Below are 19,041 nucleotides of genomic sequence, written 5' to 3'. Positions count from 1 at the left end.
GAACACTCCTTTACTTTTTCAGATACACACTGGAGCTGAAACCGGTGTACTGAATACCATCCATGACAAACTGGATGTACAGCCACTTTGTTCCGTTGTACGCCGTGTAATAACCGTAGCACTGAACTTCCGTTCCATGTGGAATGAGACACAGCGCCTTCTTGTTTGTTCCGGCATCGTTACGGCAGTAGAGTCCATCCTTTGCAGTCACCTTATATGTACCTGACAAACTCTTATTGAGAGATTTCGCATAAGCCGTAGCCGTGACTTTCTTCGATGCCGGCTGATTCTGGTTCTGAACTGCGCTACTGGGTTTCGTCGCCGAACCATTCAAAATTTCATTGACACGGGTCTGAACCTCGTCATAATCGTACCCTTTTTCGGTCAGAGCAGCTTTACGATCTGGCCCATTCCCCCAGATACCAGTGATAACCTCATGAGCAATAGTGCCGATGCTCTTTTTCTCGCTCTGCGCAGGCGGAGCAACCGTCCCCTCATCATACTTAGGTGTAATGAAACCGCGGATAAATTTTCCGTTAATCGACAAGGTACGCCGCTTTACCGCATTGCTGAAGTTCCCCTCGATAACCGTAATGTAACCGCCGGATACATACTCAACAGTACCGATGTGATCCGGATTACCGGTGTTATCACCGATTCCGGAATCCTCCCAGTCATACAAAACCGCATCGCCGGGAGAGGGTACATACGCATCATCCTCAACCCAGCATCCCATCCTCTTTGCAGCTTCGATGATGTAATAGCAGCTAATCTCAATCGGCATAATTGCCGTATAACCAAGCTTAACCGCCAGGGCAGACCACGTTGCCGCACACCACGCCCAACCGTAAAGCATCTTTGTTCCGCGGGGAAAACTTCCGGTATAGGAATTGTAAATATCGATGATTTCTTTATACGAACCATCGGACTCGTTCTTTCCGATCCAGGACCTTGCCAAATCGACTACAGCCTGTCTTGAGTAGCTCATGGACGCTTCCTCCTTCTTTTCATCAGAATTGACGAAGCGGTAATCCATGTCCACATTCCCTTTGATTCCGTCCACGACGCCTTTGCTTGTATACTGGTGGAAATCACAGGGATAATCAGCTTCCCCGCTCCAATCCGCCAGCCAGAATACATACTTGTCCAGCAGGTCGTGGTCGAACATATTCCTGTAATAATCGATATTGGAATAGATGCCAGCTCTGTATCCTTTCTCCGTGACATATTCACAAAACGCCTTGGTATGGGCGTTGCATTCAGCCCGTCCTAAACTAACCCCGGCAACCTTTGCTTTCGTGATCGTGTCGTACTCGAAATCGAAAAACACGATAACGTCTTTTCCAAGACCGGCTGCTTCCAACTGTGAAATACAGAAAACGGCTTCCTGCCTGGCCTGCTCAACGTTCATCGCATAGCTGAAATGGTAAACGCCAAGAACCGAGATTCCTGCCGCTTTAGCTGCCTTTACATACCCGTGAAATCTTCCGTCAACTGTCTGGCGATAGCTTGACCGGAGAATCAGGAACTGGATTCCGGAAGCTTTAACTTTGTTGAAATCCACATCCCCCTGCCAGGTCGAAATATCTGCTCCACGCTCTTTAGACATATAATCATCACCCCTTCGAATTTAACTGTTTTCTTCGTGCCGCATTTAAAGCGGCATTGCGTTTCATGATTTCCCTTCTGCTTCTCTTTTTAGGCGGCGAATTTTTGATGTTACATACCTTAATAAGAGTAAGAAGACGATTGAGATGCCACTTCTGACACTCAAACGGAATATTCAGGGCAATCATCCAGTAGTAAATAATCTCTGCTGTAACCTGTTCCCTGCTGGCTTTTACTGCCTTTTCCTCTGTAAAATGAGTGGCGGTCATCGGAGCATCGATGTATTGGTTAATTTGGTCGATACAGGATGTCGTCAGATAGTTATACACTTCCGGATTCACATTCTGCGTAAGCGTCATACATTGCACGTAATCCAACATTTCCTCAAGCGTCTTTTCCTGTTTGGTAAGGAAGGGCTTGCACCATTTGGATTCCCATTTTGAAAGGGAGACAAGGGAATGCTCCAACTGCAATGTTTGCTCTTTGGGGTAGATAAACATCTGGTTTATTTCATCCCATTGTTCCTCGCCAGCAGGTATTGTAATTCGCAGCATCCCTTTCGCCTCCTCCTGTTTTCAGATTTAATTTGCTACCGGAGCCAACGCCGGTGCAGGAACTCCCTGCCTGGAATTCGGGACGATACCGTTTACAAACTTTGCCGCTGCATCGGCATCCGTCGCAAGCTCCATAAACAGCACAGAATAAGCCTCCGTTTCAGAAAAAGCCTTGGACAGTTCATCAGACTTGACAAACCGTCTTCCATCCGGGCTTTTCTCACCGTAAGCTTTCAGAATCAGATCCTTGAAAATCTTAATGATCGCGGGCGCATCCTGAGCCGCCACGATTCCACGAATCATTTCAGCCAGCCCGCCGGCCGTACTCATCTCCATTTCCATAACTTCAGCCTCAGAAAGATTGAAGTAATGGTCCTCGGTGCGCTCAGTTCCGTTGTAATCCTTGTAGGTAATCGTTTTCTTTAACATAATGTTTTTCTCCTTTCAACAATAAAAAAAAAGGAGCCGCCAGCTTTTACCCTGAAACGGCTCCCAATCTGCTTAAATATGAAAATGTGAATTAGCCCGCTGTCTGAGACTCCTGATAAAGCTTCAGAATCTCATCCGGCAGCGGCAGCCTTGCAGTAGTTCCGTCATCGCCGTCCTCGGTGGTAGGCTCTGTACCGTACAGAATCTCCTCAAGCTTAGCCATGAACTTGGCATCAAACTTGGTGGAATCGAAAGTAAGGCACGCCGTCGGCTTGAGCTTCTTACCATCGATAACCGTGTTGATAGCCACCGGAGTCGTGCTGATCTCCCAGGAAAGGGTGATGGGTTCCGGACTATCATTGATAGTCGAGTAGCCTTTCTCCGAAGGAGCCGCCAAAGCACCGTAAATCAGATGCAGCTTATAGCCGTAATCATTGTTATCAACATCGTTGCCCAGAATCGTCCGGTAAGAGAGACCAAACGTTTTTCTGGACTGCTGCCCTGCAAACATACCGGGCACAACCTCAACCGACCCATCGCACTCTGCGAATTCATCAGGGTACATATATGCCTCGATGGTAGCCCCGAATTCCTCCGCGGACATCAGATTCAGATACTTGATGTTATCCGCATAAATCGGAGAAGCCTCCGCTCCGGAAGGGCTTTCCGATACAGCACTCAGACCATTCCACGCAACGCCTTTACTGTAAACGCCGCCAGCCTGAATAGGGTAAAGAACGCCATGATCCACACCGGTCTCATACAGACGCTCGCCAGTTTTATCCCAAACAAGTTTCATAGATTTGTTCCTCCTTATTCATAAATAATTTCAAGTCCGTAAGCTTTAGCAGCTTCGTGTTCCAGCTTACATCCTCTCGCGTTTTCCCAACCCTTACAAAAATACGCTGCGTGACAAAGCGACATATTTTCAAGACTTTTGGCGAGAAAGCAAAGCGGAATTTGTTCTACACCCCGTTCGACCATTTTTTCGTTGCTATACCACTCATCTGTAAAAAGAGTGTTGATGATCGTATAACCTCGTTCTTCTAATGTCTTAATCGCCTTTTCTCTTGTAGCGATGATCTCCTCCTCTGTCTTACCAGCCATAGGCTGAGACAACATGGCTTTCTTCATTTTTGTTCCTCCTTAAAAGAATATGGTAAAGACATCATGATTCAGGTTGTCTTTTTCGTAGTGCCGGATAAACCGACAAGTGGGCAAAGTGGCTACTTTACCTACGAGCGGACTATCCGGATCTTTATCGATGACTGTTACTGAATATTTTCGATAAGACAAATAAACCCCGTCATTCGCATACGTGTTCTCGATACCGTCAAGACCGTATACGATGGCGGGGTAATTCATCTTAACCGATTCCGGGGGTTGAAAATAAGCGTTCCTCGTTCCAAGGATTTCACAGAATATCTCATGTAGCAGAAGACGTCTGTTCGTCGCCATGATATACACCCCCTATTGTCAGAATCAGCCTTGGGTACTGAACTTCTACATTTGAAATCTTCCATTTAGCACCCATAAACCCAACGTACCGCATCGAATGAAAATTCTCATTGGCAAACGGATCGGCAACAATGCTGATCTCATTTGCGACATTGATGTCGTCGTTGAGCGTTTCAGCGCTTTGGAGCCTGCGCATATTACGAGTCAAATCACCAAAGTACATACGCTCGGTAATCTGCTCCTCCCATACGCCAGGTCTCGTTTCCACTGTCTCAGCATAGCCGATTGGTCCGTAAAATTTCGCCATTTTGAATTTCCACCTCCTGGACATTAGCCGCTGACAGACTCAGCTTTCTCCTCGATGACGATAGCAGACTTGATTCTGGTAAGCTGACCGGACTTGCGCGTCTCCAGCAGCGACTGAAGCTGATTGAACTTGATGTCGAAGTCGGTGAAGTGAGTCACATCGCCGCCCTTGGAAGCGCCGTATCCGTAGTCAGCCATATTCACGCAAATCGCGTGCAGCTTGTGCTTGACGCCGTCGGAATCGGTACGAACCTTCCCCTCGAACTGCGTAACCTCATAGATATTGGCAACGCCCAAAGCCGCAGCAAGCTCGGTATCCGTCTCGTAAATACGGCGGCCATTGCGGTCACGAGCGAGAATCATGGTGTTGTGCATATCAGTGGTAATGAACAGATCCGGCTTACCGGTACCACGGAAGTCCTTGCGAGCTTTACGCAGAGCCGTAACCATAGCCTCTGCATAAATGAAGCTTTCGCCGAAATACTGCTCGGTGTTGGCACCCTGAAGCTCTTTTGCCATGGCTGCAAAGTCCACATCCTTGTGGATGGTGTACAGCTCATCGTCAGTCCAGATGGGACGAATCTTGTCCGGGAAGATTTTCTCAGGGTCACTGTTAGGACGCTCATCACCCAGCATGGTAGCAACAGCCAAAGTTTCCTTCAAAGAAATCTGGTCGATGCTGTACTGGAACTGAACATAGTCGAAATCTTCGATGTCCACCACATCGTCACGATGCAGTTCGGAAGTGACGTATACCGTCTGGGGGTCAGTGGTACGCCTTACCAGCTCGTAGTTGCCGGTGATTTTCTTCTCGTTTCCTTTCTGATAACCCTTGGCGGACAGTGCATCGATGTTCCGAATATCTACATGAGAAGTACGAACCCGACCGTGAGGGATTTTCTGAGTCTTGGCCATGATAGCGTCAACCCATCCCATATCATTGGTGATAAGTTCGGGAGTGCGGCTGGGATGCGCCTCAACATATTCCGGGAACATGGTAGTAATGTTTCCGTTGCCGGTCTGAAGAAAGCCGCTGATGTCGGCGTGCTGAAGTTCATGCTCCTCGCTGTAGATTTTAATCGCAGCCTGAAGAGAACCAACGCTGCTGGACTTGGCAAGTTTCAGAATTTCACTCTGAGCCGCATGGGACAGAACATTATCCTGAGACTTGCCCTTTTTGTCAAATACATTATGTTTCATATCTTCGTTTCCTCCTTTAGAATCGTTATTATCCTCTGACCCTCCCTTTTTATCAAGAGCTGCCATACCGATCATTGTAAACACTACATCCTGTTCCTTATCGGAAAGCTTATGCCGGATTCTTTCCATGACCTCGTCGACCGTTTCATCATCGTTTTCCGGATTTTCCTCTTTAGAACCGCCATCATCCGGCTTCTTGTCTTTGTTTTCAGCCCCATCGTCAGAATGATAGAGCATGATGTTCTCATTGTAATTGATAATCAGCTCATCCTCGACGGCAACGCCGTGATTCATAACCGTATCAATATAGGCTCCGGGATTTGCCCCGGCCAAAACGAGACTCACCTCACGGATAATACCATGAACCACATCTTTCCCCATCTGCTTCAACTGATTCGCTGCAATGGACAGAGAAACAACGTCCCCGTGCCGAACCAACTTTTTAGCTGTCTGGCCGGATTCCGTATCATTGAATGTACAATAGGCATAAACCCCGTCGTCTCTGTTTTCCAGCAATGCGTGTCCCAAAACATTATCCTGGGAATCATGCTGATGGTTCCAAACAAGGCTTACAGTCTCGCCGTCCTGCTGTTTAAAAGCATTCTTACGGATAATTCTTCCGTCGGCGCACTGCAAATCATTTCTTGTGGCCCAGCCACTGAAATCAAATTTTGCCATTTTGAATTTTCCTCCTTACTTCTTTTTCTGTGATGATTTACGCTTGCGCTTGGACACCTTCGGCATCTCGGCGGCAATCTTGTCAAACTCCCTTTGATAAATTTCCTCATAAGAAGAGTCCAAAGACTCCTTTGCGGCTTTATAGGCTTCCCTCGCTGCGGAGATTGCCGATTTTAACCTGCTGGCAACCTGTTTTCGTTCAGCCGAAGCATTGGCAGAATTAGCCGCGCGGTCTTCTTTTGTTTCTTCTGACACCTGTTGCTTTCTCGCAGTGGCATCGGAACGGACACCTTCTTTACTGGACTGGGATTCTTCGCTTACTTTCGATTTTGCCGCTTTCGAATCCGAACGCAACTTGGCAATTTTCTCGTTACGCTCGGCTATCCGTTTTGCTCGTTCAGCTTTTGGCAAACTGTCCGGAATCTTTTCAGCCATAAGACGTTCTATCGCAGAATTAGTCTTGGATGTTATCCTTTCCTTCTCTGCCGTCGAGGTTTTTTCGATATCTTCCAAATCGGATTTTTTATCCGAATCGATTGCCTCTTTTTTACGAGATGCCCTTTTGGTTAGAGCATCATTCAACTCCTTCAGACGTGCAGAGATTTGTTCCCTTGTGGCCGATGCTCTTTCTCTTAGCGCTGTTATAGTCTGTTTTCGCTTTTCCTGTTCCCCCTCAACCTTGGCCTTTTTCTCGGCTTTGATTTCGTTTTTGGTATAGGACCAGACTTTCTTTCCTTCATCCGAAAGCTTGGTAGCTGAGCGGCGTCCTTTCAATTCCCTGGTTCGCATGTAATATTCATGAGCTTTTTGGGGGTCGTAATAGGGAGAGGCATAATGCTGAAGATTATTGTCCATCTACGAATCCTCCTCCTCTTCCTCATCATCGGAAATATAATCGCCGATTATCTTTTCTATTTCAGATTCAAGACTATCCAGCAATTCATTTACGATGCGGTCCTGTTCGCTCTCACCAGTTGAAGTTCCTTCGTCAGCCATCGTCGGATTTCCGGAATTAACCTCGCCTTCTGTCTGATTGAGATTTTTATTCCGAAGTTCATCCGCTTTCGGGTCTTTTGACGGTTTCCATCCGATCGTCTGCCGCATCTCATTCGAAGTCGCAATCTCATTACGAGTCAGCTTATCAGAGATTTCAGCCAATTCCGTAACAGGCACCAGCTTGAACGGGTCTCTGAAGAACATAATTGACTGCTTCTGAGACCGAGCAGTTTTGGTCAGAAACTTCCGTTTCATCTCGTCAACAATAGCAGAAACAATCGGCTCAATCGTTCGGTTGTAGTAGTTGAGCATTGTCGTTTCGTCGGCTGTACCATCTAAAATACTCTGAGTGATTCCCAACTGGCTGTATAGCATACTCGTTAAGTATTCAATCTGAGACATTAGATTGTTTCCAACGGAACGATTTAGCTGCGTTATATGCTCCGTACCATCGGTATAAGCGATACCATACTTAGAACCGGACAACTGCTGCTCAATATCTTTACGCCGTTTTTCGGCCTGCTGACGTCTTGCATCTGTCTTGATAACATACGGAAGCTGAATGATTAAATCCAACTTTCCGGAACTGCTTTGCTCATCGACAACGTCCAAGAGATTCAATTTTCGAATTAACCGTTGCATTGTGGAATTCGGTTCGTTGATAACCGCATAAAGCGGATTTTCAATAATCGCAACCGCTTCCTTTGGCATAAGAATATCTTCTTTCAAACCGGTGTTCTCGTTGTAAACCTGAACACGAACATGCTTCGGATACCATTCGAGAATTTTTCCAGTTCGCATCTTGTCAATATCGAATGAACCTGCTACTCCGTCTTCCGGATCATCATCGGTGTCGGTAGGTACAATGGCTACGCATCCTTCGTCCAACATCGACATGACAATATCCTGAATAAAAGAACGCCCAGTTTGATCTATATTGGCTTCCAAAGAAAGACAATTGTTCAAACCGGACTTTATAACTTCAAGAAATCGTTCATTATCATCCAAACGGACGTGCTGAATGTTGATGGCAGCCGCATCCAATGCAATACGGTTGTATACGGAAGTGACAATAGACCTTTCATTTCCTCTGGTAAGCCGAGGACGGTCCGGTCTGTAAGAATATCCCGTTCCGATATCACGGTAATAGTTTTGCTGACCGTTATTTCGGAAAGCATTCCAGGCATGTTTAAACCTGGAGCCAATCGCTATATCCATTTTTTCATCACCTCCCTACGCCTTATCCAGCACTGTCTTTTTGTAAGCAACCCGACCGGAAGCCCATACACCATTTCGGAGCTGCGCCATGTTGTAACCTTCATCAGCGAGCGCCATCATAACGCCAATTTCCCCTCGTTTTGCTACGAATTGAACAACCTTTCCAGACGGAGACCGAATCTTTGAAGCTGACTGACTCATAAGTTCAGCCATTTTCTTGTTGTAGGCGTTGATCGCCGAGGAACTCAATTTTCCCGATTTATTTACAGCGCCGGGAGACCGAAGTATTTCATTTGCATATCGGCTCATTTCTTTTGAAGATTTTCTGCGAGCCTGTTCCGTAATCTTCTCGCTTTTCTTCTTGACCCAATTTGCATCTTTTTTACTGAGATTTCCGAGTTGAGCCGGGGTACGGCGGATGCCCCATTTCTGTCCCAAAATCCCATGATGTTCTATCATCTCTGACAAACGCGCTCACCTCCTTTACTCAAACGCATCTCTGTTCAGCTTATAGGCGATGTAAGCATCCATCATAGCCGCCACAGCATCAATCTTTTGGTCGCCCCGCTTTTTGTAAAGCTTTCGGTTCCCGTTAGTGTCTGTGATGGTAATGCAATTGCCCATACAGAAAGACATCAATTCTTCATCAAATAAAAGCATCCGCTCCTCGGAAAGTTTCTTTAACTCTCCTAAAGGAACGGATTCTGTTTTTGCCCCCTGTATTACTTTTTCGATACCAAACGGTCCATTTTCAGATGCCCATCTCTCAACAAACTCTTTGGCATTGTAAGGGTCATACCCGAAACAACGAACGTCGTATCCACGTTCTACGATATGGTTATCCAGATCTTCATACACCTGCATCATATCCAAAACAGTGCCTTCCATGACAATCAAACTGCCTTCCAGTATGAACTGCTCATATTTACTTCGCATTGCCGACGGAAGTTTCCGAAACGTCAGGTCTGAAATATACGCCCTGGTTTTGATTCCGAATGTTCCGTTTGATAAAGGGAACATAAAAGTGAAATCACAGAAGTCATCCCCTCTCGATAAATCGCCGCCCATAGAACAAGGCATACCAGAAAAATCACGCTTACGATATTTCAAAGTTTCTTCATAAGTAAAGTAATAGGTATAACCCTCCATTGGTAGACCAAACCGCTTCGCCAAAATATCATTTCTGGCTGCCGGAGCATTTTCGGCTCTTTCTACATCACGCTGGTATACTTCAAAAGTAACGGTTTTTCCAAGGTTTGGGTTGGCTTTCAGCCACTTGTTAGGCTCAGAAATCTCATCAATGGAATCGAGCTTATACCACCAGATGGAAGTATTGATTGCCGGGTATTCGCCCTTTAGGATTTTCATCAATTCCATTTTGATTGTATCGCCGCTTCCGTTCCGAACGGTTCCTTCAGAGCTGGTCGCAATGATAAGGTAATCGTCAAGTTTTGAAGCGCCTTGCTCAATGGCTCCAACCACGTCTTCCCTTACATCACCGGACAGCCACTCATCGATTGTTGATACTTTAGTCCTCAAGCCTTGAAGTTTATCGATAGACATCGGACGAACCTCTATCAGAGAACCCGTGAAAAAATTTTCGATTCCCTTTTTGGTTGAGGCAAGCTTTACACGGTTTGCTTTGGCACCCGTGGTATTTTGTAACGACCCTTCCGTAAGAAACCGGAACAACGGACCTTTGGCTCTTGTGATGGCTGTCTTTATCGGCTGTATTACTTCCTCTGCCTGTTTCATAGTCGGAGCGGTTGTTATCTGGTGAGTCGTAGAAGTATCAATGTTTTCGAAATAGGATTGGATGCAGGAATCGTACAAAGACTTGGCGGCCCCTCGCCCAACAATCAAATACTGCTTATTGATAAGCCGCTTCTTGATGGTTTTTACTACAAAATGCCCGCCGGGACCATTCGGGTTTGGCTCCCATACTTCCCTCTCCTCGAAGTAGTACCAACCAAATATCTGCTCACCCCAAAGTTTAAAAGTGTCAAGCATAACAAGATTGGCACCATCGGTTAAAGTGAGTTCCTCCTCACAATATGCAATCCACCCCTCAACCGGACGGTCGTCATAATAAATCCCACGGTCTGCGATAAGTTCGTCGATCCGGTTCATTTCCATCTCGATTTCACGGCAGACAGGTATTTCTCCCCGAATTACGGCATCTCTGAACGCGCCGTAATACTTTGGAACGGCAGTGTTCGACAATGCCATAATGAATCACCTACTTATCTTTCTGTCCCTTTTTAGGATTAACAATCTCGGAACCGGCCAGCTTATTCACCGCTGTTCCCATCATGTAAGTTGTAAACTGTGTTGCGATGTTTTTCCCGGATTTTTCAAGGACGTCAGCAACAAAGTCCCGCCCCTTTGCACTGCGCACCTGTTCCTCGCTTTTGGATAAATCACGGTAACGCTTTTCCAGTTCCAGACGGCTTATCAGTTCTTTCAGCTCGGCATCTGTCATGTCTTTGACAGCTTTACGGCCGGAATTTCCAGAAGATACTTTTCCTTTCCCTCCGGCTTTTTTAATTTCTTCTTTGTCGCCTCCTGAAGATTTCTTTCTGCCCAACTGTGCAGGAGTACGCCGAACTCCCCATTTCATTCCAAGCACACCGTAATGGGTTAAAATGTTATCATCCATTTTGATTTTCCTCCTCTCCACTCGAATCAGATGCAACCTGGATACGCCACTCAAGCTCTTTTATCTGTTGGTTCATACATTCGATAACCGCAGAAGCAAGCGGTGGATCAAAGAGTAGTTTAACCTTCAGATGCATATAGGACTTTACGAATTCAATCTTAGATTTTTCAGGAATGAAATCGGTCCATAAAGCGTCTTCATCTTCAATGGAAAATCCATCAGCAGGACCGACGCCAAGCTGTGTCAAAATTGAAAACGCAGAGTTAATATGCATGATGAGATCAGCATCGTATACCTGGTATTCTTCTGCGATTCCGAGCAACTTTTTTATTGATGTCAGTATGCTTGGTATGTTCTTTTCCATCGCGGTCCTCCTTTTTACTTAAACTGTGATGAACTGTTTCATACAAAAGCCTTCCAAACCGGAATCGGTATAAACCTTGTAGAACTCGCCGATAGATTTATCCTTGTCAACTATAACTTCCGTATTGACCGGAATCGTGCCAAGAACCTCAGCCTTGTCATCCGGTTCTTTACGGATTCTGAGATTCGCACAATTGCTCACCAGACCGATTACAGGCTCTTTCTGTATTGCAGTCATTTCTTTAGATTCCATAATTTGTTTCCTCCTTAATGTCTCCATGGACAGGTATCGTTTTTTGTTCGTTCAACTGGAATATGGGGGATTGGAGTTTCGTCTCCATAGTGAATTGCGTTGTGGGTTGAAAGTTTTGTAGACACAACGTTGTCTGGGTCAAACACGCATGGATTCCGATTCAGAATATCTTCATAGGTTATAGGATTGATGTGGTGAATAATAATCGACCCAAAAATCTCAAATCCCTCTAAAGCCAAATCACACCCATTATCTCGAATGATGATTTTGTTTCTGAATCTTATCCATTCGTCGGAATGATAGAATTCCTGATTAAGCCAACGTTTAAAACCAAAAGTTTCTTCTGCAACTTTTCCACAAAGTCTGAGATACTGATACCGTTCCTCAAAAGTTGGAATTCGGATTAACTCACTATAAGTCTTCTTCATCCGAATCCTCCTCTCCGCTATACCGTCGAAACGCTTTCAGTGCATTTTCGTACAATTCCTCTGACCGATGTGCAGATTGCAGCGATTCCACTTTTGCCCTTAATAACTCGTTTTCACGTTCTATCTTCTCCCTCTCCAGACGCTCCCTCGTAGATCCCAGTTTTAAATAATGTGTTATGACCTGAGAGGAGGCTGTTCCCTCCATCAATTGTTTCTCAGCAAGATCTACCGCAAGAGAAATCATTTGATTTTCCCTCGCTTCGGGTGTCAACGCCGGTCGCATCTTTCTTGAAGAATTAGAAGAGCTTGCAGCCTTGGCTTTTCCCATACTTGCCGCCTCCTCTCGATTAGTTTGTTACTCGTTTTTCATACCTTTTAGAATAGTTCTCCTACGGTGTTTAAAAGAACTCACGAAGCCGGCAAATATACTTTTTCGCTGAAAGGAGAAAAAGAGCAAAAGAACCACAGCCAATGCCACGCCAACCCCGCGAGTTCGTTTAAACACCGTAGAAGAACGACAAGGGTAAATCCAAAATATACCCCCGGAGAATTTTTAAAGACCGCCGCGATGTGGGAGGGGGTGCATTTTCAGCGACCCTCCCCTATGTCTTTCATCTGTCAGTCTCATGGGCCGTTTAAGCCTTGTTTAAGTCGAAAAGCGACAACGCATATAAAAACTTAATTTTTTCAAATTCTCTTTTTTATGCAGTTGCAACTTGTTGTATTACTTTTCGATAGATGTTGGTGAAGTCGTACTTGATAATCTCATCAATTGCTCTTTCAATTTCCTGATTGTTTTCTTCATCCGAAAGCTGATCGGAAGTCCGAGCAATTCGACCCAAGTATGAACTCGAATGATAACCTTTTTCCTCATCGAACAGGAACCATGAAGTGAACTGTTCAAATGGATTGTAAGGATTATCAACCGTTGTTAAAGCACATTTTCTAGCCATGATACTTAGCTCACTCCTTTCATTAGAGGTATTTGTTCACGGTCGAAGGTGATACACCGAGCGCTTCAGCTATCTCGGCTGTACTATACCCAGAAGCACTCATAGACGCAATCTTGTTTACCTTGGCTGTGCTAAGAGTTGTAGTTATTCTCGGTGTTGCACGTTGCCTGAGGGTATCGATATCAATGTTGTTAATGATTTGGGTGAGTCTGTTCTCGCTAATAGCGCCAGCCTGAATTGCTTCCCATTCACGGTCACTTATTGAAATGGTTTCCCGGGAGGCTCCTACAGAACTACGGGCCGCAGTCAACGCCTGCTGGGAGGCTTTCTTTATTTCGCTTCTCGTCATATCCGGGTTTTCCTGTTTCTTGGCAGCCACGGTAGCATTTGCAATAACCTGGGCCTGCCTTTCACGGGGGGCGTTCATGAGGGCTACATTTAACTGGGCCATCAGGTGATCTACTTCCTCCTGGTAGGTCTCTTTGGCGGAGGCAGAGTAGGCGATCTTACCGGTGCTTACCATTTCCTTACGAGCCCGGTTAGCAAGGGTCTTCATCTCATTGGCATAGGTAGCGTAGGCTCTCTCCTGCGGGGTGTCGGCATCTGATACCAGACTGAATGCATCCCTGGTCTCCGCCATTTTTGTGCTTGCCTGGGTCCTTACTCTGGTATGTCCATTCCGGTCGGTATATTCTTCATAAACTTCCTTGTAGCTTTGTTCTCCGGTTTCCGGGTCTATAATCGGACTTCCTTTTCTTTTAAGAACGGAGGTTTCAGACTTAGCTCTGGAAATCAAAGTTGCAGCCCCTTCATGATACCGACCATCCTCATCATAGCTTCCCTGATATTTCTTTTTCAGAGACGCAATCCCGTTATCCACCTCACTCTGCTTGTAATCGAGTTTGTGTTTTTCAGCATCGATTACAACCATGCTGTGCCGTACCGCACGGGCAAGTTCTTCCGGAGTAGCACCGCGAAGAGTCATGTCTGTAATGAGGTTTGAAATCTTACCCATTTCAGTCTGGGTATTCTTCATAGCCTTAAAACTTCCTTCCGGTTTTCCGCCGTATTCAAGCTTAGGGTCGAATCCTTCCAAACCTTTCAACGCATGAGTCGATGTGATCTTAACCTTTCCGCCAGTCGGGATTACCATAACGGTATCGCCATCGAAGTCTGCTCCCGATAAACGCTCTGCAACCTTACTGTTAATCCCCACAGCATCTTTGGCATTGCCGAGAATCCGCTTTGCATCTGCCTGTTTATTGTTTACCACAAGAACCGGAATTTCAAAGGTGCCGCCATGTGGAAAACGGATAAGGGCAACCTGCTCACCATTCTTATAGTTAGGGGCGTATACTTCATTGTCCTTCATAGAGGTGATAGGTAAGATAACCTGATACTTTTGTCTGGGCAAAGCCGCAGCCTGTAGATGAACCGCCGCAGAATCACAGTCATCAGCAAAGGATTTCAGCAGAGCTTTCTTTACTGTCGGGTTTGTAAGGGAACAAATTTCATCAAACTCTGCCTGCTTATCGGCAGACGCCAATCCAAGCTGTTTTTTGATAAGAGACAGGCTCTGCTTGGACAGAAACTGAGAAGGTAAATGATCGCTCCATTCCCCCCAGTCCCCTTCCTCGGCACGTTTGTTAATGAGAGACAAGGATTGTTTCCTTCCTGTCATCGGATCGGTATATTTTCCTTTTGGATCGTCATAATAACTTTGTCCGCCATGTTCCTTAATCAGCGAACCAAACGGATTATCCGGATCGTCCTTTATCTTTTTTAAAACATCCATAACTGGAGTTCCGGTTTTTTTGTTGGTGTTGAACAGGACATCGACTCCGTCTGGCAGATCATCGGAATAAATAGCCATTCCTTTTAAGTAATGGGTTCCGTCTACCATGATACGAACCTGGGCATAATGAGCATCACCCAATGACAAGTCCTTTACTCCTCGCCGAAGTTCAATAACGCCATCTTTGTCGGAACCTCCATCATCACCATAACGAATCTTTAATCTGGCAGAATCCATACTGGCCGGATACTCAAAAGCTTTTCTAAATGTCTCGCCACCGTCTTGGGAAATGTAATCGCTCAAAGAATGGACATTCTCAAAATTGTAGATCTCCCTATGTTCCGTTCCAGGAGGACAGATAACTTTGATGTTTGTCTGTTTACCAGGATTTGTAACCTGTGGAACACCTCCGCCGTAAACCGGATAACCTTCCTGTTCCAATATGTAAAGTGCCTGATTCAGTTTCTCTTTTGAAATTCCGAGTTCTCGCTCAACGCCGGTTCCAACGTCAATCATTCCTTTTTCTTCGATTTGTTTCTTAAGGAATTCGGCGGTCTTTTTTGCCTGATTCATTCGGGCCTCAGACCCTTCATTCAAAAGAGAGCGGACAGAAGAATCATTAGAGAACCCCATAATCTCTGCAATTTCATTCAGGCTTTTTCCATCCTCGCGGAGAGACCTGGCTCTTGCCACATCCAACGCGCGCCTTTCATCTTTGGCTAACGATTTCTGAACACGATACTGTGTTGTGGTGAGACCCATTGATTTTGCAATCTCAGTTTCGCTTAATCCCTTCTTTTTTAATTCCTCAACACGGCTCAAAAAATCTCCGCTGCGCTGATAAGGGTTATCTCCAGAACCCCAAGGATATCTGCCGGAACGTCTCGGCATCCCGTAATGCATTAACATTTCTTCCGCAATGGGATTCATGGCTTAGCCCTCCTGTTCTTTGATTTTATTGATAATCTTATCAAAGGTGATAATCTTATCGATGATTGGAACAATTTCTTCAGCCGTTGGAGCGTGATACAAAATTTCATTGTTCTGATACAGACGCAATTCGATTTCAATTTCGCCAGGCTTCACTTTATATTCCAAACAAAAAAGAGCAGCGTAAATCATAAGCTGCTCCATGTGTGCCGGAATCACACCGGTCTTCAAATCGTGAATTCTAAGCAAACCGTTTCTAAACGCAATGCTGTCCGCTGTTCCAAAGCAATTCTCCGAATAAAAGAGAACCTGTTCAGGAACCATTTTGAATCCGATGGCATCGTTCACATACATATTCAATGTTTTCTGCGACTTCGGCAGCTTTTGCCCTAACCGAATACACTGTGCTGCGAACTCATGAAGAACAGTTCCTTTTTGTGTTGCCAAAAACTTTGAATAGGATTCGGCGACCTTGGACTCATCATAGTTAATCCAATGATATTTACTTGCGCCGAGAAAAGCGTGTTGCCCTTCAAGATTCAAATGATTGTTGAAGTTCATATAACACTTCCTCCTTGTTCTCCGGACAGATGAATCTTGAAAACGACATCTCGTTCATCAATCCGACATAGTATTCTTGATTTGGCTGCTTTTTTGCTCCAGCGCTTTTCTTACATTCCAAGGAAGCCCACTTGTTCTTGTAGAGGATGGTCAAATCCGGAATGCCCTGAATATAACTGGAATCGTTCTTTGTAACGATGCAACCGGGAAACATTTTTTTCAGTTCTTTTATCAACTGCGCCTGAAAATTGCTCTCCAACATTTCAGCGAGCCTCCTTTCTTTGTTTTTCAGAAAACGAAAAAGAGAATGTAGTCTTTAAAAATGGCTATTTTATCCTCTCTCTTCATAAAAGGGAATGTTTTTTTCGCGAGGCAAAAAAGAGCAAAAGAAAGAGCCGTTGTTGGCGGCTCCGTCTCTTTAAATCCATTTTTTAAAACGTTCAACAGCTTCCTCAAACAATTCAACATCAGCCTGAATACAGCTATATCCCTTACGACATTTATCGGGAAGCAAACTGATTCCAATAAAGAACCACAGTGCCACCGTAACAAATACATAAAGTCCTCCAAACACCTTCAAACCTTTAATAATTTTTTTCATGATAGTTTTCTCCTTTCAGAAAATGAATTTTTCCATAATAGAGCTTGTAATTTAAGCGTAAAAAAAACAGAGACACTCAAAAGCATCTCTGTATAATGAAGCTCTATTTAGTTGTGTTCTTTTTCTGTTATTGAGCAACTTCCAATAATTTCTGAGAAATCCGCGCCGACACCTCAGTATAATAAGCTACTTCGGCCGTTGATAACTCATCCTGATTTATTGTGTCCATCTTTTCCATTGTTTCGGTATACTTAGTCATATAATCCGTATAATCGGCAAGCATCGATGCGGCGTCATCAGAATTTGTATACTTCTTCATAAACTCACAATACTCATTAAAGAATTCTTCGTAACTGTCCATTGCCTCTTTAAATTCTGGACTGATATTACTATTGTTAGAAGTTTCTTCCGATGTCGCGGGTTCTTTTGGAGTTTCGCTTTCCTCTGATGCTGTACTAGAATCGCCTCGGTCTTTTGTACTCTCTTTGCAAATAATATCGACAGCTTCAATTTGATATCCCAACATTACTTGTAGATAATATTTTCCGTCACCGCTATAGGCATAAAACATTTTTCCACCGTCGTTCTCGCCCTCATATGTAACATCGTCAAACCCATTTGATTTACACGCCTCAATATATTCTTCGTATTCTCCATCCTGATAGTTTGCAACACGAAAAGAATAGGCTGTTCCACCATCTGGGTCGATGATTGAAATCTCTCCGTTCTTAAAATAATCAGTAGTAACCGGGAGCAAATCCGCATAATGAATCTCGTCTTCGCTACTTTCTGTTTTTGTATCGGATGTCGAAGAATCCTGTTCCTCAGTTGTTCCAACAGATTCAGACTCCATTTCAATCTCATCCGACGCAGGCTTCCAGCCACATGCCGACATAACCAGCATCATAATGCCGATTAAAAAAATTGTTATTGCTCTTTTCATCTCGTCTCCTCCAATTATTCAATATTTTAGCGCAATAAAAAAGTGCGCCCCAATGATGAGACGCACCCGCAAAAGTGAATCCCTCATTGTTGCGACACAATCTCATCCCGTTTAAGGCATAAGTAAAGAGAAAAAACACCCTTTGCCAAAGTGATTTCCCTTAAACGAGATATATGAAATTGTGTCGCAGAATAAGTATAGCACAACCAGCCGAAAAAAGAAACACTTTCCAAGAAATTTTCCGCCAATCGCTTGACATTTTCGGAAATTTGTGCTATAGGCTTTATGCCGTAATCAATTGTCCCCGCTGCTCCATATAGTCATAGACCATCTTCGTACCATCCATAAAATATACCAGTATGGACAGATACCCATTCGGCTGGTAGCGGGCAGCGTTTTTTGACAGCCTCGGAAACCTCCTCTGAAAGTCCTTGTAGATTTCAAGCCATGTAACTTTTTTACTCATATAACACCTCTTTTCTTGCTTGTGGCCAAAAACCCACTTTTTCCGTCCCTATTTATATATACTATTAAACTTTCTATCATAATAGTTTAAGAAAAAAAGTGGGCAAGTGGGCTTTTTAATTTTTCAAAACCCGCAAACCCGCATAAATACTGGGTTTTTCGATGGTCGAATCTCCAAATTTGTGGCCAAATTCATGTTTTAAAAGTGGGCAGAAAGTGGGCAAGTGGGCAGAAACCCGGGTAAAATCGTCCGTACAAATCTCAAAAGGCTGCCCAAATTCTACCCAGATTCACCCCAAACCCACTTTTTCTGACCAAAAGCCCATTTTCAAAAACCAAAAGTGGGCAGAGATTTTTAACCTAGATTAGCCTTCATCGGGCTCCGAAGACCGATACGGACGACAAAATTCACCGTAAATTGACGTCGGGTTTCTTATCGTAGAATCTGCATACCGGATCTTTCCGCTCTATAAAATCAACATCTTTCGGAAATTCTTCGTACACTCTCTCGGATTTCTTGAGAAATTCCATGTATGTTTCGATGTTTTTGCATACTTTTCTGTGTGTACAACGAGTACACATTGTCTCCCTAACTCCTCCGTCCACAAACTTCACCTCCAATTTTTCACATGTTGCCATAAGT

24 protein-coding genes are annotated in these 19,041 nt (G+C 44.6%); all 24 read right to left on the bottom strand.

Annotated elements, in window-relative coordinates:
* Nucleotides 1–10 precede the first annotated feature (10 nt).
* Nucleotides 11–1,609, bottom strand: a complete 1,599-nt coding sequence (locus D5269_RS06880; RefSeq protein ID WP_120484327.1) for a GH25 family lysozyme — start codon at nucleotides 1,607–1,609, stop codon at nucleotides 11–13.
* A gap of 7 nt (nucleotides 1,610–1,616) precedes the next feature.
* Entirely contained in the window at nucleotides 1,617–2,162 is a 546-nt protein-coding gene (locus D5269_RS06875; protein WP_120484326.1) for a hypothetical protein, read from the bottom strand.
* A gap of 27 nt (nucleotides 2,163–2,189) precedes the next feature.
* Nucleotides 2,190–2,591 carry a hypothetical protein gene (locus D5269_RS06870; RefSeq protein ID WP_120484325.1) on the bottom strand — a complete coding sequence of 134 codons (402 nt, stop codon included), beginning with the start codon at nucleotides 2,589–2,591 and terminating at the stop codon, nucleotides 2,190–2,192.
* Nucleotides 2,592–2,682: 91 nt separating this feature from the next.
* Nucleotides 2,683–3,390 carry a hypothetical protein gene (locus D5269_RS06865; protein WP_120484324.1) on the bottom strand — a complete coding sequence of 236 codons (708 nt, stop codon included), beginning with the start codon at nucleotides 3,388–3,390 and terminating at the stop codon, nucleotides 2,683–2,685.
* Between the two features lie 14 nt (nucleotides 3,391–3,404).
* Nucleotides 3,405–3,725, bottom strand: a complete 321-nt coding sequence (locus tag D5269_RS06860; protein WP_120484323.1) for a DUF4406 domain-containing protein — start codon at nucleotides 3,723–3,725, stop codon at nucleotides 3,405–3,407.
* Between the two features lie 292 nt (nucleotides 3,726–4,017).
* A complete protein-coding gene (locus D5269_RS06850) occupies nucleotides 4,018–4,356 on the bottom strand; it encodes a hypothetical protein (protein WP_120484321.1) in 339 nt (112 codons plus the stop codon).
* 23 nt (nucleotides 4,357–4,379) lie between these two features.
* Nucleotides 4,380–6,233 carry an HK97 family phage prohead protease gene (locus D5269_RS06845; protein ID WP_120484320.1) on the bottom strand — a complete coding sequence of 618 codons (1,854 nt, stop codon included), beginning with the start codon at nucleotides 6,231–6,233 and terminating at the stop codon, nucleotides 4,380–4,382.
* Nucleotides 6,234–6,248: 15 nt separating this feature from the next.
* Nucleotides 6,249–7,088, bottom strand: coding sequence for a hypothetical protein (locus D5269_RS06840; protein WP_120484319.1), 840 nt, complete (start codon nucleotides 7,086–7,088; stop codon nucleotides 6,249–6,251).
* Nucleotides 7,089–8,447 (bottom strand): phage portal protein, encoded by a 1,359-nt coding sequence (locus tag D5269_RS06835; protein ID WP_120484318.1) that lies wholly within the window; start codon nucleotides 8,445–8,447, stop codon nucleotides 7,089–7,091.
* Nucleotides 8,448–8,462: 15 nt separating this feature from the next.
* Nucleotides 8,463–8,906 (bottom strand): hypothetical protein, encoded by a 444-nt coding sequence (locus D5269_RS06830; protein ID WP_120484355.1) that lies wholly within the window; start codon nucleotides 8,904–8,906, stop codon nucleotides 8,463–8,465.
* 24 nt (nucleotides 8,907–8,930) lie between these two features.
* Nucleotides 8,931–10,676, bottom strand: a complete 1,746-nt coding sequence (locus tag D5269_RS06825; RefSeq protein ID WP_120484317.1) for a terminase TerL endonuclease subunit — start codon at nucleotides 10,674–10,676, stop codon at nucleotides 8,931–8,933.
* 10 nt (nucleotides 10,677–10,686) lie between these two features.
* Nucleotides 10,687–11,106 carry a hypothetical protein gene (locus D5269_RS06820; protein WP_199735698.1) on the bottom strand — a complete coding sequence of 140 codons (420 nt, stop codon included), beginning with the start codon at nucleotides 11,104–11,106 and terminating at the stop codon, nucleotides 10,687–10,689.
* The gene (locus D5269_RS06815) at nucleotides 11,099–11,470 is read right to left on the bottom strand and encodes a hypothetical protein (RefSeq protein ID WP_199735697.1); all 372 of its coding nucleotides are present in this window, start codon (nucleotides 11,468–11,470) and stop codon (nucleotides 11,099–11,101) included. The genes D5269_RS06820 and D5269_RS06815 overlap by 8 nt, the downstream gene beginning before the upstream one ends.
* A gap of 18 nt (nucleotides 11,471–11,488) precedes the next feature.
* On the bottom strand, nucleotides 11,489–11,722 hold the full coding sequence (locus D5269_RS06810; protein WP_158604886.1) for an SH3 domain-containing protein: 234 nt from the start codon (nucleotides 11,720–11,722) through the stop codon (nucleotides 11,489–11,491).
* A 14-nt stretch (nucleotides 11,723–11,736) separates the two neighbouring features.
* Complete coding sequence (locus tag D5269_RS06805; RefSeq protein ID WP_120484315.1) at nucleotides 11,737–12,150, bottom strand: hypothetical protein; 414 nt, start codon at nucleotides 12,148–12,150, stop codon at nucleotides 11,737–11,739.
* The gene (locus D5269_RS06800) at nucleotides 12,134–12,478 is read right to left on the bottom strand and encodes a hypothetical protein (RefSeq protein ID WP_120484314.1); all 345 of its coding nucleotides are present in this window, start codon (nucleotides 12,476–12,478) and stop codon (nucleotides 12,134–12,136) included. Before D5269_RS06800 ends, D5269_RS06805 begins: the two co-directional genes overlap by 17 nt.
* Before the next feature lie 373 nt (nucleotides 12,479–12,851).
* Nucleotides 12,852–13,103 carry a hypothetical protein gene (locus D5269_RS06795; protein WP_120484313.1) on the bottom strand — a complete coding sequence of 84 codons (252 nt, stop codon included), beginning with the start codon at nucleotides 13,101–13,103 and terminating at the stop codon, nucleotides 12,852–12,854.
* 22 nt (nucleotides 13,104–13,125) lie between these two features.
* On the bottom strand, nucleotides 13,126–15,828 hold the full coding sequence (locus D5269_RS06790) for a helix-turn-helix domain-containing protein (RefSeq protein WP_120484312.1): 2,703 nt from the start codon (nucleotides 15,826–15,828) through the stop codon (nucleotides 13,126–13,128).
* Between the two features lie 3 nt (nucleotides 15,829–15,831).
* On the bottom strand, nucleotides 15,832–16,389 hold the full coding sequence (locus D5269_RS06785; protein WP_120484311.1) for a DUF2800 domain-containing protein: 558 nt from the start codon (nucleotides 16,387–16,389) through the stop codon (nucleotides 15,832–15,834).
* Nucleotides 16,361–16,651, bottom strand: coding sequence for a hypothetical protein (locus tag D5269_RS06780; RefSeq protein ID WP_120484310.1), 291 nt, complete (start codon nucleotides 16,649–16,651; stop codon nucleotides 16,361–16,363). Before D5269_RS06780 ends, D5269_RS06785 begins: the two co-directional genes overlap by 29 nt.
* Before the next feature lie 156 nt (nucleotides 16,652–16,807).
* A complete protein-coding gene (locus D5269_RS06775) occupies nucleotides 16,808–16,990 on the bottom strand; it encodes a hypothetical protein (protein WP_120484309.1) in 183 nt (60 codons plus the stop codon).
* Between the two features lie 127 nt (nucleotides 16,991–17,117).
* Complete coding sequence (locus D5269_RS06770; protein WP_120484308.1) at nucleotides 17,118–17,933, bottom strand: DUF6591 domain-containing protein; 816 nt, start codon at nucleotides 17,931–17,933, stop codon at nucleotides 17,118–17,120.
* Between the two features lie 283 nt (nucleotides 17,934–18,216).
* Nucleotides 18,217–18,399 carry a hypothetical protein gene (locus D5269_RS06765; protein WP_120484307.1) on the bottom strand — a complete coding sequence of 61 codons (183 nt, stop codon included), beginning with the start codon at nucleotides 18,397–18,399 and terminating at the stop codon, nucleotides 18,217–18,219.
* 407 nt (nucleotides 18,400–18,806) lie between these two features.
* Nucleotides 18,807–19,037, bottom strand: coding sequence for a hypothetical protein (locus D5269_RS06760; RefSeq protein WP_120484306.1), 231 nt, complete (start codon nucleotides 19,035–19,037; stop codon nucleotides 18,807–18,809).
* Nucleotides 19,038–19,041 lie beyond the last annotated feature (4 nt).

The organism is Anaerotruncus sp. 1XD42-93 (assembly GCF_009917605.1).
GTDB lineage: Bacteria > Bacillota > Clostridia > Oscillospirales > Ruminococcaceae > Anaerotruncus.
This window is presented reverse-complemented; position numbering and strand designations above follow the sequence as displayed.

What these genes read in the sequence shown, in the direction of transcription:
- D5269_RS06880 (WP_120484327.1), bottom strand. Translation starts at nt 1,609, where the DNA reads ATGTCTAAAGAGCGTGGAGCAGATATTTCGACCTGGCAGGGGGATGTG.
- D5269_RS06875 (WP_120484326.1), bottom strand. Translation starts at nt 2,162, where the DNA reads ATGCTGCGAATTACAATACCTGCTGGCGAGGAACAATGGGATGAAATA.
- D5269_RS06870 (WP_120484325.1), bottom strand. Translation starts at nt 2,591, where the DNA reads ATGTTAAAGAAAACGATTACCTACAAGGATTACAACGGAACTGAGCGC.
- D5269_RS06865 (WP_120484324.1), bottom strand. Translation starts at nt 3,390, where the DNA reads ATGAAACTTGTTTGGGATAAAACTGGCGAGCGTCTGTATGAGACCGGT.
- D5269_RS06860 (WP_120484323.1), bottom strand. Translation starts at nt 3,725, where the DNA reads ATGAAGAAAGCCATGTTGTCTCAGCCTATGGCTGGTAAGACAGAGGAG.
- D5269_RS06850 (WP_120484321.1), bottom strand. Translation starts at nt 4,356, where the DNA reads ATGGCGAAATTTTACGGACCAATCGGCTATGCTGAGACAGTGGAAACG.
- D5269_RS06845 (WP_120484320.1), bottom strand. Translation starts at nt 6,233, where the DNA reads ATGGCAAAATTTGATTTCAGTGGCTGGGCCACAAGAAATGATTTGCAG.
- D5269_RS06840 (WP_120484319.1), bottom strand. Translation starts at nt 7,088, where the DNA reads ATGGACAATAATCTTCAGCATTATGCCTCTCCCTATTACGACCCCCAA.
- D5269_RS06835 (WP_120484318.1), bottom strand. Translation starts at nt 8,447, where the DNA reads ATGGATATAGCGATTGGCTCCAGGTTTAAACATGCCTGGAATGCTTTC.
- D5269_RS06830 (WP_120484355.1), bottom strand. Translation starts at nt 8,906, where the DNA reads ATGATAGAACATCATGGGATTTTGGGACAGAAATGGGGCATCCGCCGT.
- D5269_RS06825 (WP_120484317.1), bottom strand. Translation starts at nt 10,676, where the DNA reads ATGGCATTGTCGAACACTGCCGTTCCAAAGTATTACGGCGCGTTCAGA.
- D5269_RS06820 (WP_199735698.1), bottom strand. Translation starts at nt 11,106, where the DNA reads ATGGATGATAACATTTTAACCCATTACGGTGTGCTTGGAATGAAATGG.
- D5269_RS06815 (WP_199735697.1), bottom strand. Translation starts at nt 11,470, where the DNA reads ATGGAAAAGAACATACCAAGCATACTGACATCAATAAAAAAGTTGCTC.
- D5269_RS06810 (WP_158604886.1), bottom strand. Translation starts at nt 11,722, where the DNA reads ATGGAATCTAAAGAAATGACTGCAATACAGAAAGAGCCTGTAATCGGT.
- D5269_RS06805 (WP_120484315.1), bottom strand. Translation starts at nt 12,150, where the DNA reads ATGAAGAAGACTTATAGTGAGTTAATCCGAATTCCAACTTTTGAGGAA.
- D5269_RS06800 (WP_120484314.1), bottom strand. Translation starts at nt 12,478, where the DNA reads ATGGGAAAAGCCAAGGCTGCAAGCTCTTCTAATTCTTCAAGAAAGATG.
- D5269_RS06795 (WP_120484313.1), bottom strand. Translation starts at nt 13,103, where the DNA reads ATGGCTAGAAAATGTGCTTTAACAACGGTTGATAATCCTTACAATCCA.
- D5269_RS06790 (WP_120484312.1), bottom strand. Translation starts at nt 15,828, where the DNA reads ATGAATCCCATTGCGGAAGAAATGTTAATGCATTACGGGATGCCGAGA.
- D5269_RS06785 (WP_120484311.1), bottom strand. Translation starts at nt 16,389, where the DNA reads ATGAACTTCAACAATCATTTGAATCTTGAAGGGCAACACGCTTTTCTC.
- D5269_RS06780 (WP_120484310.1), bottom strand. Translation starts at nt 16,651, where the DNA reads ATGTTGGAGAGCAATTTTCAGGCGCAGTTGATAAAAGAACTGAAAAAA.
- D5269_RS06775 (WP_120484309.1), bottom strand. Translation starts at nt 16,990, where the DNA reads ATGAAAAAAATTATTAAAGGTTTGAAGGTGTTTGGAGGACTTTATGTA.
- D5269_RS06770 (WP_120484308.1), bottom strand. Translation starts at nt 17,933, where the DNA reads ATGAAAAGAGCAATAACAATTTTTTTAATCGGCATTATGATGCTGGTT.
- D5269_RS06765 (WP_120484307.1), bottom strand. Translation starts at nt 18,399, where the DNA reads ATGAGTAAAAAAGTTACATGGCTTGAAATCTACAAGGACTTTCAGAGG.
- D5269_RS06760 (WP_120484306.1), bottom strand. Translation starts at nt 19,037, where the DNA reads ATGGCAACATGTGAAAAATTGGAGGTGAAGTTTGTGGACGGAGGAGTT.